At 59.8% G+C, this 13,628-nt stretch carries 12 protein-coding genes; 1 reads left to right on the top strand and 11 read right to left on the bottom strand.

Translation table 11 applies throughout. The features are described from left to right. Both B0W55_RS25640 and B0W55_RS25635 read right to left on the bottom strand, forming a co-directional pair. On the bottom strand, nt 1-1,142 hold a 1,142-nt coding region (locus tag B0W55_RS25640), incomplete at its 3' end, for an amidase (protein WP_077048711.1). An 8-nt stretch (nt 1,143-1,150) separates the two neighbouring features. Continuing rightward, nucleotides 1,151-2,266, bottom strand: coding sequence for an iron-containing alcohol dehydrogenase (locus B0W55_RS25635; protein WP_077048710.1), 1,116 nt, complete (start codon nt 2,264-2,266; stop codon nt 1,151-1,153). 544 nt (nt 2,267-2,810) lie between these two features. Here B0W55_RS25635 and B0W55_RS25630 point away from each other — a divergent pair. After that, entirely contained in the window at nt 2,811-3,668 is an 858-nt protein-coding gene (locus tag B0W55_RS25630; RefSeq protein ID WP_371807298.1) for a transporter, read from the top strand. A 46-nt stretch (nt 3,669-3,714) separates the two neighbouring features. On the opposite strand, the gene B0W55_RS25625 is transcribed toward B0W55_RS25630, so the two are convergent. The 9 genes from B0W55_RS25625 to B0W55_RS25585 all read right to left on the bottom strand — a co-directional run bounded on the left by B0W55_RS25625 (nt 3,715) and on the right by B0W55_RS25585 (nt 13,371). Continuing rightward, entirely contained in the window at nt 3,715-3,969 is a 255-nt protein-coding gene (locus B0W55_RS25625) for a hypothetical protein (protein WP_077048708.1), read from the bottom strand. Between the two features lie 188 nt (nt 3,970-4,157). After that, nucleotides 4,158-4,451, bottom strand: a complete 294-nt coding sequence (locus tag B0W55_RS25620) for a hypothetical protein (RefSeq protein WP_077048707.1) — start codon at nt 4,449-4,451, stop codon at nt 4,158-4,160. Between the two features lie 104 nt (nt 4,452-4,555). Next, a complete protein-coding gene (locus B0W55_RS30895) occupies nt 4,556-5,914 on the bottom strand; it encodes a hypothetical protein (protein WP_077048706.1) in 1,359 nt (452 codons plus the stop codon). 37 nt (nt 5,915-5,951) lie between these two features. Next, the gene (locus B0W55_RS25610; protein WP_077048705.1) at nt 5,952-6,254 is read right to left on the bottom strand and encodes a YkgJ family cysteine cluster protein; all 303 of its coding nucleotides are present in this window, start codon (nt 6,252-6,254) and stop codon (nt 5,952-5,954) included. Nucleotides 6,255-6,256: 2 nt separating this feature from the next. Beyond that, nucleotides 6,257-7,879 carry a hypothetical protein gene (locus B0W55_RS25605; protein ID WP_077048704.1) on the bottom strand — a complete coding sequence of 541 codons (1,623 nt, stop codon included), beginning with the start codon at nt 7,877-7,879 and terminating at the stop codon, nt 6,257-6,259. 66 nt (nt 7,880-7,945) lie between these two features. Then, a complete protein-coding gene (locus tag B0W55_RS25600; protein ID WP_077048703.1) occupies nt 7,946-9,046 on the bottom strand; it encodes a chemotaxis protein in 1,101 nt (366 codons plus the stop codon). Between the two features lie 298 nt (nt 9,047-9,344). Then, the gene (locus B0W55_RS25595; protein ID WP_077048702.1) at nt 9,345-9,986 is read right to left on the bottom strand and encodes a DsbA family oxidoreductase; all 642 of its coding nucleotides are present in this window, start codon (nt 9,984-9,986) and stop codon (nt 9,345-9,347) included. A gap of 152 nt (nt 9,987-10,138) precedes the next feature. Further along, nucleotides 10,139-11,128, bottom strand: coding sequence for an aliphatic sulfonate ABC transporter substrate-binding protein (locus tag B0W55_RS25590; RefSeq protein WP_077048701.1), 990 nt, complete (start codon nt 11,126-11,128; stop codon nt 10,139-10,141). Between the two features lie 110 nt (nt 11,129-11,238). Then, nucleotides 11,239-13,371, bottom strand: coding sequence for a TonB-dependent receptor (locus tag B0W55_RS25585; RefSeq protein WP_077048700.1), 2,133 nt, complete (start codon nt 13,369-13,371; stop codon nt 11,239-11,241). Nucleotides 13,372-13,628 lie beyond the last annotated feature (257 nt).

The following is a 13,628-nucleotide window of genomic DNA, read 5'->3' as shown; positions in this document are numbered from 1 at the left end:
GTACCGCTCCAGTCACCGATGGCCAGGCTGGATTGACCCGCCAATGGCGCGCTGCACGGGCAGGTCGGCAGCAGCAGGTAGTCGACCCCGATCATGGCCCGTTCAAGCTTTGCGCCCAGTTGTCGGCGCACGGCCTGCGCGTTGGCGTAGTCGCTCATTACCACCGATCGGGCCCGCTCGAGCCGCTCGATCGTTTCCGCGCCATAGTGGCGGCTGATGAAGTCCCAGTCATGGCGGGAAAAGTGCGTCACGCCGCCTTCGGTCAGGACAATCTGGGCGAATGCCTGAAACGCTCCGTCGAACAGGCCCCTGGTGTCGATCCTGTCGCACCCAAAGGCCTGACCGACATGGTGCACTGCCTGCTCGAACGCTTGCGCCACATCGTCGCTCATCGGCACCGGATCGACCTGACGAATCACCCCGAAGCGCGGCGTCACGGCGGGGGCGGTGTCGAGCGATGTGATGCCCAACGCCTCGGCCAACACCCTCACATCGGACACGCCGGCACCGAGCAAACCCGGATGATCCAGGCTCGGCGCCAGGGCAAAAATGCCCTGGCTCGGGAACCTGCCATAGGTCGGCTTGAACCCGGTTACCCCGCACATTGCCGCGGGGATGCGCACCGAACCACCGGTGTCAGTGCCCAGGCCCGCAGCGACGGCACCGCTGGCAATCGCCGCCGCCGCGCCGCCGCTCGACCCGCCGGGAATGCGCCGGGTGTCAAGTGGGTTGAGGGTATCGCCGAACTCACGGCTGGCGGTGGTGACGCCCCAGGCGAATTCGTGGGTGGTGGTCTTGCCGATGATGATCGCGCCTTGCTCGACCAGCGTCTGCACCACCCGCGCGTTGGCCGACGGCACATGACCGCGGTAGGCGGGCGAGCCGTAGCGGGTTTCCAGGCCCTGGGTATCGATCAAATCCTTGACCCCGATCGGCAGGCCTTCCAATGGCCGCGCGGTGCCGGCGGCGTAGCGTCGATCGCTGTCCGCCGCCGCGGCCAGTGCCGAATCCCGGGCAATGCTGGCAAACGCATTCACGGTCGCCTGGCCGGCCTGGGCGATGCTCAATGCAAGCTCGGTCAACGCCGTGGCGCTGAAGTGTCCGTCCAGCAGTGCCTGCCGGGTGTCGCGCAGCCCTGCCATGCGCGGGATCACCACAGCCGCTCCAGCAACTGGCCTAGTTTGGCCGCCGCATCACCGCCCAGGTCGTCGACTTCTTTCGGGTAATTGGCCTTGAGCAACTCGGCGATCTTGCCCAGTTGCGATTTGTCGAGGTCGAAGTGGCCGATGCGGTTCGGCAGGCCGAGGCTGAGCACCAGGTTGGCGATGCGCTCGGCCAGTCGCTCGGCGGCCAGGCCGTCGGGTCCTGGCGCAAAAATATCCAGCTTTGCCCCGTAGTAGTCGGCGCAGGCACGGATCACCGGCGCCAGCGTGATACATGAGGTCATGCTGTGGGGCAGGCCGAAGGTGCCGCCCAGGATGTGGCCGATGCGGTGGCTGAGCCCGTAAATCACCGACGCCGGTGAGAAGTAGCATTGCCACGCCGCCAATTGCAGTTGCAGCAGGTCGTAGGGCGTGACCAGACCGTGGTCGATGGCGCGGCGGGTTTCGAGCGTCTCAGGCCAGCGTTCGAGGACGGTGAAGAAGCGCTGCAAACCGCTGGCCGACATGATCGCGTGCGGGTGGTCGACGCGGACCTTGCGCATGCCTTCCACCGCGTGATCCATGCCCTTGATCGCCGAGGACAGCAACAGCGAACGGGGCGTGTCGAGCAGCAGCACGGGGTCGAGCACCACCACTTTTGGCGTGGTTTCACGGATGGCGTAGCTGCGTTTGAATTTCACCCGTCCTGTGGTTTCGGTGATGCCGAAGTAGTGCGAAAACTCGGAGCCGGACAGGGTGGTGGGCAGCGCCGCGATGGGCAGGAAATGCCCGGTTCGCTGGAAGTGCAGGTAAGACACCGCCTTGGCCGCATCGAGCACCGATCCGCCACCCAGGGCAATGATCGATTTGGCGCCCAGGCGAATGCACGCCTGCAGGCCTTCCTGGACCGCGACATCCGGCACGTGGGCGGGCAGATCGGTGAACACGCCCACACCCTGCCGGATGTGCGGTTGCAGCGCGGTTTCATTCAAATGGTTGAGCGGCGCCACCGTGAACGTAATCGGGCGCTCGATGCCATGCTCGCCAAAACCGGTCACGGCGTCCGCCAGGATGTTTGTGCCCCACAACACCGAATCCTGCGGCAGGCAAGTTAATTGATTCATTGTTATTGACCTTGATGGCTGCTGAATACGCCTTGAGGCTGACGCGTGGAATCTGTTGTCACAAGACTGTTGTGCAGAACGTAGCGTCCAGGGTTTTGGACGATCAACTTTTATTCAGGCTTATTGTTTTCTTGAATTTTCCTGTTCGTGAATTAATGACGACGTTAGTTATGTGGGTTGTTTGTACGCAAGGTTCTAAAATTGCGAACGATTGAATAGGTCGCGCATTAGTCGGCGAGTTTTTTCAAGTTAAGAGTGATTTATAACTGGTTGATATCATTGGTTTTGATCTGTTGATTTTAGACTTTTATAAATTCACAACACCGGTTCATGACAGCCGTTGCGCAAGCGCAGGCAGTGTTTTATGACCTCGATACGCTTGTTTGCATGGGTGACATTTTCGTTTGATGGCTCTATAAAACTGTCGAAGTTTCCCAGAAGTGCAAGCCCCGTAACCCGTCTCGGGAACTCAGCCGTGCGTCCAGGTAAAAATAATAAGAAGGCTTAAAACATGAATCGACAATCATTGTTCACTATCACCGGTATGACTTGCATGGCATTGACCTCTCTGGCGAACGCCAGTGAAGGAGGCGGGTCGTCCTATCCCCTGGGCGCGGAAACCTACATGGCGGGCGCGATGCCGCCTCCGGGCATGTATGGCCAGGTGTTTGTCAGCCATTACGAGGCCGACAGCTTCCGGGGCAATGATGGCCGCAAGCTGCCCATGGATTTCGACCTGCGGGCCGATTGCATCGCCGCCCGCTTTATCTGGGTCACGGACCAGCAAATACTCGGGGGCCAACTCGGGTTCCATGTGATTGCCCCGCTGGTGGACGTCAACGTCAGCGTCAATGGCCAATCGCAAAACAAAAGCGGCTTGGGCGACGTGATCTTCGCGCCCGCGCTGGGCTATCACTACAGCGACAAAATGCACGCGATCTTCGCCGTCGATACCATCGCGCCCACTGGCCGCTACGATCGCGATGACCTGGCCAACACCGGCCGCAACTACTGGGTGTTGCAGCCCGTGGTCGCACTGGCGTACGTGGACCCGAACGGCCTGAACGTCGACGTCAAGACCATGTACGACTTCAACTTTGAAAACCCCGCGACAAACTACCGTTCTGGCCAGGCCCTGCACATGGACTATTCGGTAGGTTGGGGCATGGGCAACGGCTGGGTGCTTGGCGTAGGTGGCTATACCTATTGGCAAACCACCGACGACCGCCAGGACGGCGAGCGGGTAGAGGACAACAAAGGTCGCAGCCTGGCCATTGGTCCTTCCATCAAGTACCAGAGCAACGACGGCTGGTTCCTCACCGCAAAATGGCAAAACGAAACCCAGGTGCGCAACCGCCCGGACGGTAATGCCTATTGGCTGAAACTGAGTGTGCCGTTCTAGCGCTCAAGGCCGACCCGGGATTTGCGGTGAACAAGGATCACCGCGATCATCGGCTTGGAATCGCCTCTCGCAGCCGTTCGATTTTTTTCTGAAGTTCATCAACCTGCTGCTTTTCAGCGCGAAGGGCCGAGCGCAGTTCGCGGTTTTCCATTTCGCGGATTTTGGCCCAGCGCTTGGCCGCCTTGCAGTCGACGATGATCTGCCAGATATCCTGCAATTTCAGGTACTGGATCAACAGCACCAGAACCACCAGCACCATCACCAGCAAAGCCCCTGTCGACACAACATCCGACGTTGTCATAGCTACATCCCTTTATCGATTTCAATGGTTCGAAAGACAGGCTCAGGATATGTAGCTAATTACGACACGTATAGAATGTAGACTTATACAGGTAAACAATTCGCGCACATGGAAGGGCACTGGTTCAGGGGTTTTTCCTCAATCAGCGCCCCTGCGACGAACATGTGCCTGAAAAGCTTACAGATGACTCACATCGGCAACCACGATGGACAGCGGCGGCGGTCGCAGCACAGCAATTCGAAGTCCTGATACTTAAGCCAACGCGCTACCCGCACGCGGTTTCGAGCGCGTCGAGCACGGTCGATGGGTGTGCGAAAACCTTTGGGGGGCGGTTCGCGCAGGCTGGCGAAGCTGTCGCTGTGAAAGCGCGCCAGGCGTTTGCGCACGGCAGGGGCGGTCATCGTCAACTGTTCGAGATCAAGGTCCCAGAACACAAAGGCGAAATCGTATCGGCAGCCACGCCGACGGTAGGTACGTGCCATATCAATCTCCAGAAAATTTTACCTGGCTGACATGGCGGACTCCTTTGGCAAGAGGGGGAAGCGGAGCGCGCGACGGCACGCTCCGAGGGGGTACAGACTGAGGTTTATAGCATGTCGCGCAGTTCGATTTCCCGATCGATCAACGTGCTGATGTCGATCGTGTCACCGTCGGCTGCAATGCTCAATTCACTCGTGTTGATCGACCAGTTGTCCTTCCCGCCGGGCGTGTAGCTCAGCGCGCCGAGGTCCTGCAGGACCGCTGCCAGGGCGCTGCTGTCCGGCGGGTTGCCCTTGTTGTGGGTCGCGGCGTAATAGGCCATGCCGATGCCGAAACGCTCCTGACCGTCGCGAACCTTGGTGGCGCTGTTGGCCAGCGGGAAGGGCTTGCTGTCGAAGGCTTTCCACAAGGTGGTCAGCACTGTGTTGATCTCTTCGATGGAATGGCGGCGGCCTTTGCCCATCAGGATGCCGCCCTTGTCGATGCGGTAGAAAAACTGATTGCGCTTCACCGCGGTAAAGCATTCGATCATGTCGTGGGTGACGACCGTGGAGGGCTCGCGGCGCGTCTCAACCTGCGCCACACAGCCGCCGTTTTGCGGCAGGTCATAACCGATCATGAACAAGGCAGACTCCAGTCGACGCAAAGGCGCGACCGACGTGAAGCCGGCGAAGTTTTCGGCGCCTGCCAACGTCAGCGCTTCGGCGAGAATCCAACTGGCCTTGAGGTTCCACTCCGCGTGTTGCACGGCATTGGTCAGGCGCGGGAAGAAAAAGTCATCACGCCCGGGATTGCGGTTTTTAGGCGACTTGGCCCCTGGCGCCTCCTTCGCCGGCGCCCACGCAAAGGCCAACTCAGCCGGCACCTGCGTCAGCTTCATGGCCTCGCAATACTTCACCACGATCCAGCCCAACGCCGCCGCCACGCGGCTGTCGTAGATGATGAAGTCCTGCACCAGCAGCGAATAGACCTTGGTCATGCCGGCGTTGAACCGCAGGTTGGCGTTCAACAAAATCGGCTCAGCCAAGTTGCCCGAAGCAAACGCCGCCGCCGTCGACTTCAGCAGCGCGGCCAGGCCGTTGCTGTTGATGGTCAGCCAACGCACATTGCCGGCCGACACACCGCCCCATTTCATGACCCCAGACGATGCAGCCAGCGCCTCGACATCGTCCGCTTTACCGATGCCGTCTTGCAGCGCCTTGCCCAACGCTGTCAGCGCCGCATCGTTGCTGCTCAGGCTGGTGCCCGCCGGGCTGCCCAGTGCACCTTTGTGCTTCCAGTGATATTGCACGCAGGCATCTTCAAGTCCGGAAAATTGCCATTGATCACCGGTGCGACGATCCGTGTATTGATGGGCAAACAGCGTGGGGTGACGCAGATTGGCCGCCAGCCAGACCACGAAGTCGCGCACCACGTGGCCGGCGTTGGCGTTCGAAGTCTTGCCCAGGTATTGATCGCGATGCATGCCGCTTCCTTGATGTCGGTAAATGATGTGTTGCGGTCTAACTGCCGGTCTCGTTCACCCAGCGAACCACCTCCGGCGCCTGCTCCTGCTCGGCCAGCACGTTGCACACCTGCAGGTTCAGCGCCACGAATTCATCCCAACCGTATTGTCCGGCGTAATTGAGTTCGTATTGCCGATCGACCCGACAGATGTCGGGCCGCTCGGCGTAGATCGCACAACCTTTGCTGCTTTCACTGTAATGCCTGCACGTCCCGTCGCCCCGGTCGAGGAATCGGGTTTGCTCGGCCAGGTGTACGTTCTGGCAACACAGGCCGCACTGGGTACAGGGAAAGGTATTCATCCCTAGACCAGCGACGCCAGCCAGCTGCGGGTACTGTCGGCATTGCCCAGTTCGTAGGGCAGTTCGATGTTGCGTTTGGTCAGTTCCTGCTGCAGCACCACGCTGCGTTGCATTTCATCGCTGCAGAACATCAGGTCACGGGAGAACTCGGCCAACTCATCGGCGTCCAGGTTGAATTCCAACTGGCTCAGCTCGGCGAGGTAGCGGTCCAGCTCGACGTTGATGGCCTGGAACTCCTTGAGCGTGGCGGCATAGGGCGGACGGGCTTCGATGAATGCCCAGACCTTCCTGGCCACGCCGCTGTGCAGCATGAAGTAGCTCAGGCCCAGGGTGACGACGCCGGTGACCAGCGCACTGGCGAATGCGGCCAGTTCACTGCCGAACGGGAAGTTGCACAGCGGCAGCAGTTGCGCGTAAGCCACCGAGCCCACCACCGTGGCGGCGCCGACGGACAGCAACGAGACCACGGCTTTGCAAAGGTCAACGAACGCCAGTTGCTCAGGGTTGAAGAAGATCAGCTTGATGGCCTGGACCAGTTGGCTCCAGATTTCGCGGATGATCTTGATCGCCATGGTCTGGGTGGTTGCCAGGATATTGAACACGGTGGTGGTGAGGCTGCCCAGGACACCGGCGAAGACCCCGTCCTTGAAGGCGATCAGAAAGTCAGTGAAGCGCGCCTGCACCCGCACCCAAATGTTCTTGAGTGTCTGGTTGATGCTGTCGATGAAAGCTTCGAGGCTGAAGTTGTGTTTGATCTTGGCAAACATCTGCGGCAGGCGCTCGCGCAGTTCGAACCAGACTTCAGCCATCACCAGGCCGAGCATCTGCCGGGTGCCCATGTTCAGCCCGGCCATGCCCGATGCCGCAGCGGTCTGCTTCAAGAACTTGCTGCTGGTGTAGTACGACTGGTTGATCTGCTGATTGTAAGGTTCACGCGCAGCCGCATCACGCTTGCGCATCTCGTCGGGGTTGATGGCTTTGAGTGCCTTGATCTTGTCTTCGCTCTTGCGAATTCGGTCTTCCAGTTCACGGGCCTTGTGTTGCTCTTGTGGCGTGTTGCGCGGCATGGCCTTGAAGCGTTCGCGATCCTTGGCCAGGGTCGATTCGTGTTGACTGATCAGGTTGGGCAGCTTGCTCAGGTAGTCATCGATGGACGCTTGCTTCTTCGATTTGTTGACCGTCTCCAGTGTCGATTGCAGGTTGCTGCTCTGGTTGGCCAGCGTCACGCCGTCCAGGCCGGCCAGGACCCGCCCGGCGTCGTCGTGGATTTCCTTGGCACTGATCACATGGTCGAGGTTGCGCGACTCGGCAAAACCCATGACAACGTTGCGGTACGGGTCGTCCAGCTGGCCGTCCTGGTGACGCACTTTGTCCTGCTGACCGGTGGCGATGTAATTTTCGTGCTGGTGATAGGGCGTGGAATCGTAGGCCCCGCGTTGCTCGAAACGACGCTTTTCATCCTCTGTGGCCCAGATGCCTTCGCGAACATTGTGAACGGTGTTGACCTCGCCCCCGAGCTTGTCCTTGAACAGCAGAAAATCCAGTCCAAAACTGGTGACAAGGCTGGTGACCACGGTTTTCTCGAGCTCTTCGGCCCACGGAAAGTCCTGCGCTGCGGCGTGCATGATGATGTCCATGAAAATAGGAGGGAAGTGAGAAAAGGGAGGCGTTTTGAGCCTCCCTCGAGCGCATCAGGCCGGTTTGTATTTCCCGGCTTCGGCGTCTGCCTGGCTCAGCACTTCGTCCAGCTTGCTGCTGTTGAGGATCATCGAGCCGACGGCATCGGTTTCCATCACTGGCACGCCGTCGGCGTCCTTGACCACTTCGCCATTGGCCTTTTTGACTTTGAAGATCGGCGTGGTGATCACGCTGACCATGATCGAGGCCAGGGCAAACCCGTTGCCGACGGTCTGCATGATCGAGTCACTGAAACGGGCCAGCTCGGCCTTGCCGTCGGCATTGCGGCTTTTGGCATCTTCCAGGACGCTGTTGATGCCTTTGAGGGCGTCGTAGTACTGGTTGAACTGATCGAACAGCGCGATCAGTGTGGTCCAGATCGAGTGGGCATAGTTCTCGGTTTCGTCGAGTTGCTTGACGGCCTTCACCAGTTTGTCGATGGCCTGGTCCACTTCGCGGTCAACCTTGCGAGCGTTCTTGAGCGCCTCTTCGCCATGGCTGTCATAGGCCCAGCCGGCAATTGCCAGTACCGGACCTGCCACCGCGGCACCGAGGATCGCCGTACCGCCGGCCATGCCCAGACCACCGGTAGCCAACGACCCGCCGCCAATGGCTGCCAGGGTCGCGTTGGTCGCGGCCACGCCCGCCAGCGAAGAGATCGCCGTGCCCGTGGAAGCAGCGCCCAGCGCCATCACACCACCGTAAACGGCGAACCCGGCCGCAGCACCGGCAGCACCGGCACCCGCCGCCGAGCCCAGCACACCGATGGCGGTGTAGCTGTAGTTGGCGATGGTCTGCAGTTTGTGTTTGGGGATGTTGATTTCCAGCTTGTTCTGGCGACCGGCATTGAGTTGCTCCAGCAGCTTCTCGGCCAACGTGGTGAAGTCACCGAAGGTCTTGCCGATTTGCAGCTCTTTTTCGCCAAGGATATTCAGGGCCGAGGTGGTCGCGGTTTCCTGTTTATCGAAGGTGGTCTTCTGCTTTTCGTAGCGCGCCTTGGCGCCGTTGACGATCTCGTCAGCTTCCGAGTGTTTCTGATAGCCGTCGTAGCCTTTCTTGGCGCCATAGGCGGCGCTAACCAGTGCGGCTGCACCGAGGATGAGGGGAAGCGGCATATCAATGTCCTTTTGATGGGGGTGGTCAATCCAGGCGTCTTCTATCCATGCTCGGCGCTGTCGAGTCGATGTGGCTCCGAGGCGCGGTTCAGACGCCGTGGTCAGATTCAGTCATGTGGATGCGGCGGCAAGATTTCGGCCGGTCGGACGAAACCTTAAAGGGTTTTCGGCAATGTGCCATCATCCTTTAGGCGAATGTCAAAAAATAAAAATCGACTGAATCGGTGGGGCGTTGCGCCCGGATAAAAAGGTCACCGCAGCGAAAGGTGGAGATCTGCGGCGACCGAAAAAGCAGAGATCAAGCGATGATTTGGCGAAGGGCCTGCTCGTAGTAATCCGCCGATTGCGCCCCGGTGATGATCTGCCGGCCGTTAAGCACGACACAAGGCACGGAGTGAACACCGCGGGAGGTGAAAAAGTACTCACGGTCGCGCACTTCGTTGGCGTAACGATTGGAACCCAGCACCTCCCGCGCCTGGTCTTCGGGCAAGCCCGCGGCGCTTGCGATGCTGACCAGGGTTTCGTGGCGGCTGATGTCCTGGCCATCGGTGAAATAAGCGCTGAACAGTGCGCGGGCAAGGGGAAGCTGCCGGCCCAGGGCAGCCGCCCAGATCATCAGGCGATGGGCATCGAAGCTGTTGTAGAAGTGGGTTCTCTTCTGGAAGTCGAAGCGAAACCCGACGCTGTCGCCGCCCGTACGAATACTGTGCTGGCCCCGAGCGATGTCTGCAGCGGTGCTGCCGTATTTCTGCATGATGTGTTCGACCGCGTTCTGCCCGCTGGGAGGCATGTCCGGGTTCAGCTCGAACGGCTCGAAGTTGATGTCCACCGCGACTTCATCGGCCAGGCGGTCGATGGCCTGCTCCAGGGCACCCAGGCCGATGGCGCACCAGGGGCAGACGATGTCGGAGATGAAATCTACGCGGATTGGCGTGCTCATTGGCGTGTCCTCTAAGGTTCAAGCGGCTTGTTCGCAGGGCGATGATGGCCTGCTGCAAGCCGCGTGATGGACGCACTCTAGTGGTATCGAGCCGCTGGATAAATCCAGGTGGGGAAATATCAGTTAGTACATGGTGTAACTAATTACAGCGCTTAATTGCTTGCGCCAAGTGCACCCGCCAGATCCTTCGGCCTCCAGATACCCACTTCCTTCGCATCCACCGCCCTGGGCAACAGGCCGGCAGCGAAGAACGCATCGGCGATTTTTTGCTGTTCGCCCAACTGTTCGATGTCCACCGGTTGTACCTGATAGCTGCGGTGGGTGTTGGCGATCTCGACGGTTTCAACGCCCAGGTTGCCCCACAGCGGGCTCAGAATCCCGGCCGCGTCACGGGGGTTGTGTTTGATCCAGTCACCGGTTTTCGCCAGTTGCGCATAAACGACCTTGAGCACCTCGGGGTGGGCCTTGGCGTAGCTGGTGCTGGTCAGGTAGTAGCGCTTGTAACTGGCAAGGCCGTTACCGTCGGCCAGGGTACGGGTCGGCAATTGGCGTTGCGCGCTGGTAAGGAAGGGTTCCCAGGTGACCCAGGCGTCGACCTTGTTGTTCTCAAAGGCTGCCCGGCCATCGGCAGGCGACAGATAGGCCGGTTGAATGTCCGAAAACTCCAGCCCGGCTTTTTTCAGCGCGGCGATCAGCAAGTAGTGGGCGCCGGCCGCTTTGGTGACCGCGACTTTCTTGCCTTTCAAGTCTGACAACTGCTGCAGCGGCGAATCCTGGCGAACGATGATGGCCTGCGCCGATGGCGACGGTGCTTCTTGCGCAAAGTAAGTCAGCTTGGCCTGTGCGGCCTGGGCGAAAATCGGCACGGTGTCCGCTACGTCGGCGCTGATATCGACGTTGCCGACATTCAGCGCTTCGAGCAGCGGCAGGCCACTGGCGAACTCGTGCCAGGTGACGTCGATGTTCTGTTGCGCCAGGGTTTTGTCCAGGGTGCCTTGGGTCTTGAGCAAGGTGATCAGGGTCGATGACTTCTGGTAACCGATGCGCAGCGTCTCCCGGGCCTGAGAGGGCAGTGCGTAGGACAGGGCCAAGGCTACGATCAGACTGGTCAGCAGTGGGCGGTTCGGGATGGGCTTGGACATGACACGCTCGCAAATGGGTCAGTAGATGGATGTGTTGGCTTGAGCATATGGTTCTAAAAAGCAATTTATAAATAATATTCAGGCATTAGCTTAGACGGCGCTGGGGTGAATCAGAGGTCGTAGCGCACGCTTAGCAGGACGGTTCGCGGATCGTTGACCGAGTAGTAGCGGGCGCCGCTGGAGGGCACGTAGCCGACCGATTGCGGGTAGGCGCGATCAAGCAGGTTTTTCACCGCCAGGGTGGTGGTCCAGTGCCCGTCGCCGGAGATGTAGCGGGTGTTGGCGTTCCAGAAGGTCTGCTTGGGGATTTCCTGGATGTCGTCGTTCAGCGCGTTGGCGTAGGACTTGGTCTGGAACTGCGCGTCGGTGCCTGCCAGCCAGGTGCCGGGCAAACCGGCCGGGATGGTGTAGTTGAGGCCGACACTGGCGTTCCATTTCGGCGAGAACACCAGTTGCTTGCCGTTGGCATCGACCCCGGCGCCGGCCGCGTTTTCAAAGTCGTCGTACTGGCTTTGCAGGTAGCCGACGTTGGCGGTCAGTTGCAGGTCGCGGGTCAGCGCGGTGAGGGTTTCCAGTTCCACGCCATAGGTGTGGGCCTGGCCGACGTTGGTGCGCAGGCTCACGCCCAGTGCCGGATCGTAGGCGTTGGTCTGCAAATCGTCGTAGTCGTTGTAGAACAGCGCGAGGTTGGCCCGCAGGCGGCTGTCGAAGAAGTCACCCTTGAAGCCGGTTTCCCAGGTGGTCACATCCTCCGGGGAGAACGCCTGTTCCGCTGCTGCCTGGGTCGGCGCGCGGTTGTCGTAACCGCCGGCCTTGAAGCCCTTGGCCACATAGCCGTACTGATTGAGGTGCGGGGTCCAGGCGTATTCGAAGCCGACTTTCGGGCTGGTGGACTGCCACGACTTGCTGGAGTCGGCGCTGAAATTGGTCCCGGTAATCTGCCGGGTGGTGGTGATGGCGTAGTTGGTGTAGTCGAAATTCTTGTGCTCGCGGGTAAAGCGCAGCCCGGCGATCAGCGACAGTTTGTCCGTGACCTTGTAGCTGCCCTGGCCATACAAGGCATAGCTCTCGGTTTCGGTGGTGCTGTACTGGCCCTGGCCGATCACCCGGTTGCGCGCGACGGAGTAGGTGAGGTTGTCGCGGTCGGCGTCGAAGGTCTCGTGGTACAGGTACAGGCCGGTGCTGAAGCTGAAATCGTCGTAATCGCCGTTCAGTTGCAGCTCCTGGGTGACGTAGTCCTGCTTGTACAGGATCAGGTTGTTCTGGATCAGCGCCGCCTGACCCGAGTTGTCGTAGTTCACCGGTTGATGAAACGCCGAATAGGCGGTCACCGATTTGAAGTTCAGGTGGTCGTCGATGTTATAGATCGCACGCAGCACCGAGCTGCCCTGATCGAGGCGGTTTTTCGGGTTGAGGCTGCTGTAGCTCTTGAACTTGTCGAAGCGGCCGTTGGCATCGAACGGCGTGTAGCTGGTGGTGTCGCCACGGTCGAACGTGCCGGCCAGGGTCAACTGCACATCCCACGGCGAATCGTCGGGGGCATAGCGCAATTTGCCTCGGTAGGACTGGATGTCGATGTTGTTCACGTCCGAGCCGCGAGTCGGGTCGGAGACGGTGCCGTCGCGGGTCAGGCGAATGGCCGAAAAACTGCCGAACAACGCGTTGTCCACCAAAGGCCCGCTGATCAGCAGGCGACCGTTCTGCGCGTTGTAGTCGCCGGCACCGAGTTCGAAGAAGCCACGGGTTTGCTGGGTTGGATCGCGGGTGATCACACGGATCGCCCCGGCGCTGCTGTTGCGCCCGTACAGCGTGCCTTGCGGACCGCGCAGCACTTCGACGCGCTCGACATCGTTGAAGTCGAGCATCGAGGAAATCGCTCGCGGGATGTACAGGTCATCGGCATACACCGCGACGGCGGATTCCTGGATCGGGTCGGTCTCGCCGATGCCACGAATCCCGTAGGTCTGCGCGCTATAGGAAATCGACTGGCGACTGAGGGTCAGGTTCGGCACCTGCCCCGAGAGGTCGCGAATGCTTTTGATCTGCTTGTCTTCCAGGGCTTTTTCGTCGAAGGCGGAAATCGCCAGCGGGGTTTTTTGCAGGTCTTCGCTGTGGTGTTCGGCGGTGACGGTCACGACGGGGAGGGCACCATTGCTGGTGGTGTCTTCGGCATGAGCCGACAAGCCAAGGATCGCCAGTGAGATGGCGAGCGTCAGACGGTTTGAGCGGAAATGGTTGTGCATGGTGAGCCCCGGATGCGGCGTTGGCGTTGATGTTTTTTATGAAAACGATGCCCTCCGCCTGGTCTGGGGTCGGTGATGGTTTTAACGATATTTGTATAAGTGGGCGCTGTAAAAGTCCGATTAGTTATAAGTTAATTATAAAAAATAAACATTAAATGGTGATGTTAAATGCATAAATCTGATGTTTTGTTGTGTCGTGCACAAAACGAAATGTGGGAGCGGGCTTGCTCGCGAATGCGCCGTGGCAGTCACTATTG

The organism is Pseudomonas sp. KK4, assembly GCF_001984065.1.
Lineage (GTDB): Bacteria > Pseudomonadota > Gammaproteobacteria > Pseudomonadales > Pseudomonadaceae > Aquipseudomonas.
The sequence above is the reverse complement of the archived record's forward strand: the minus strand, read 5'-3'. Positions and strand labels throughout refer to the sequence as shown.

Excerpts from the sequence above, each read along its gene's own strand:
- B0W55_RS25620 (WP_077048707.1), bottom strand. The coding sequence starts at position 4,451 with ATGGCACGTACCTACCGTCGGCGTGGCTGCCGATACGATTTCGCCTTT.
- B0W55_RS25585 (WP_077048700.1), bottom strand. The coding sequence starts at position 13,371 with ATGCACAACCATTTCCGCTCAAACCGTCTGACGCTCGCCATCTCACTG.
- B0W55_RS25595 (WP_077048702.1), bottom strand. The coding sequence starts at position 9,986 with ATGAGCACGCCAATCCGCGTAGATTTCATCTCCGACATCGTCTGCCCC.
- B0W55_RS25630 (WP_371807298.1), top strand. The coding sequence starts at position 2,811 with ATGACTTGCATGGCATTGACCTCTCTGGCGAACGCCAGTGAAGGAGGC.
- B0W55_RS25610 (WP_077048705.1), bottom strand. The coding sequence starts at position 6,254 with ATGAATACCTTTCCCTGTACCCAGTGCGGCCTGTGTTGCCAGAACGTA.
- B0W55_RS25605 (WP_077048704.1), bottom strand. The coding sequence starts at position 7,879 with ATGCACGCCGCAGCGCAGGACTTTCCGTGGGCCGAAGAGCTCGAGAAA.
- B0W55_RS30895 (WP_077048706.1), bottom strand. The coding sequence starts at position 5,914 with ATGCATCGCGATCAATACCTGGGCAAGACTTCGAACGCCAACGCCGGC.
- B0W55_RS25635 (WP_077048710.1), bottom strand. The coding sequence starts at position 2,266 with ATGAATCAATTAACTTGCCTGCCGCAGGATTCGGTGTTGTGGGGCACA.
- B0W55_RS25590 (WP_077048701.1), bottom strand. The coding sequence starts at position 11,128 with ATGTCCAAGCCCATCCCGAACCGCCCACTGCTGACCAGTCTGATCGTA.
- B0W55_RS25625 (WP_077048708.1), bottom strand. The coding sequence starts at position 3,969 with ATGACAACGTCGGATGTTGTGTCGACAGGGGCTTTGCTGGTGATGGTG.
- B0W55_RS25600 (WP_077048703.1), bottom strand. The coding sequence starts at position 9,046 with ATGCCGCTTCCCCTCATCCTCGGTGCAGCCGCACTGGTTAGCGCCGCC.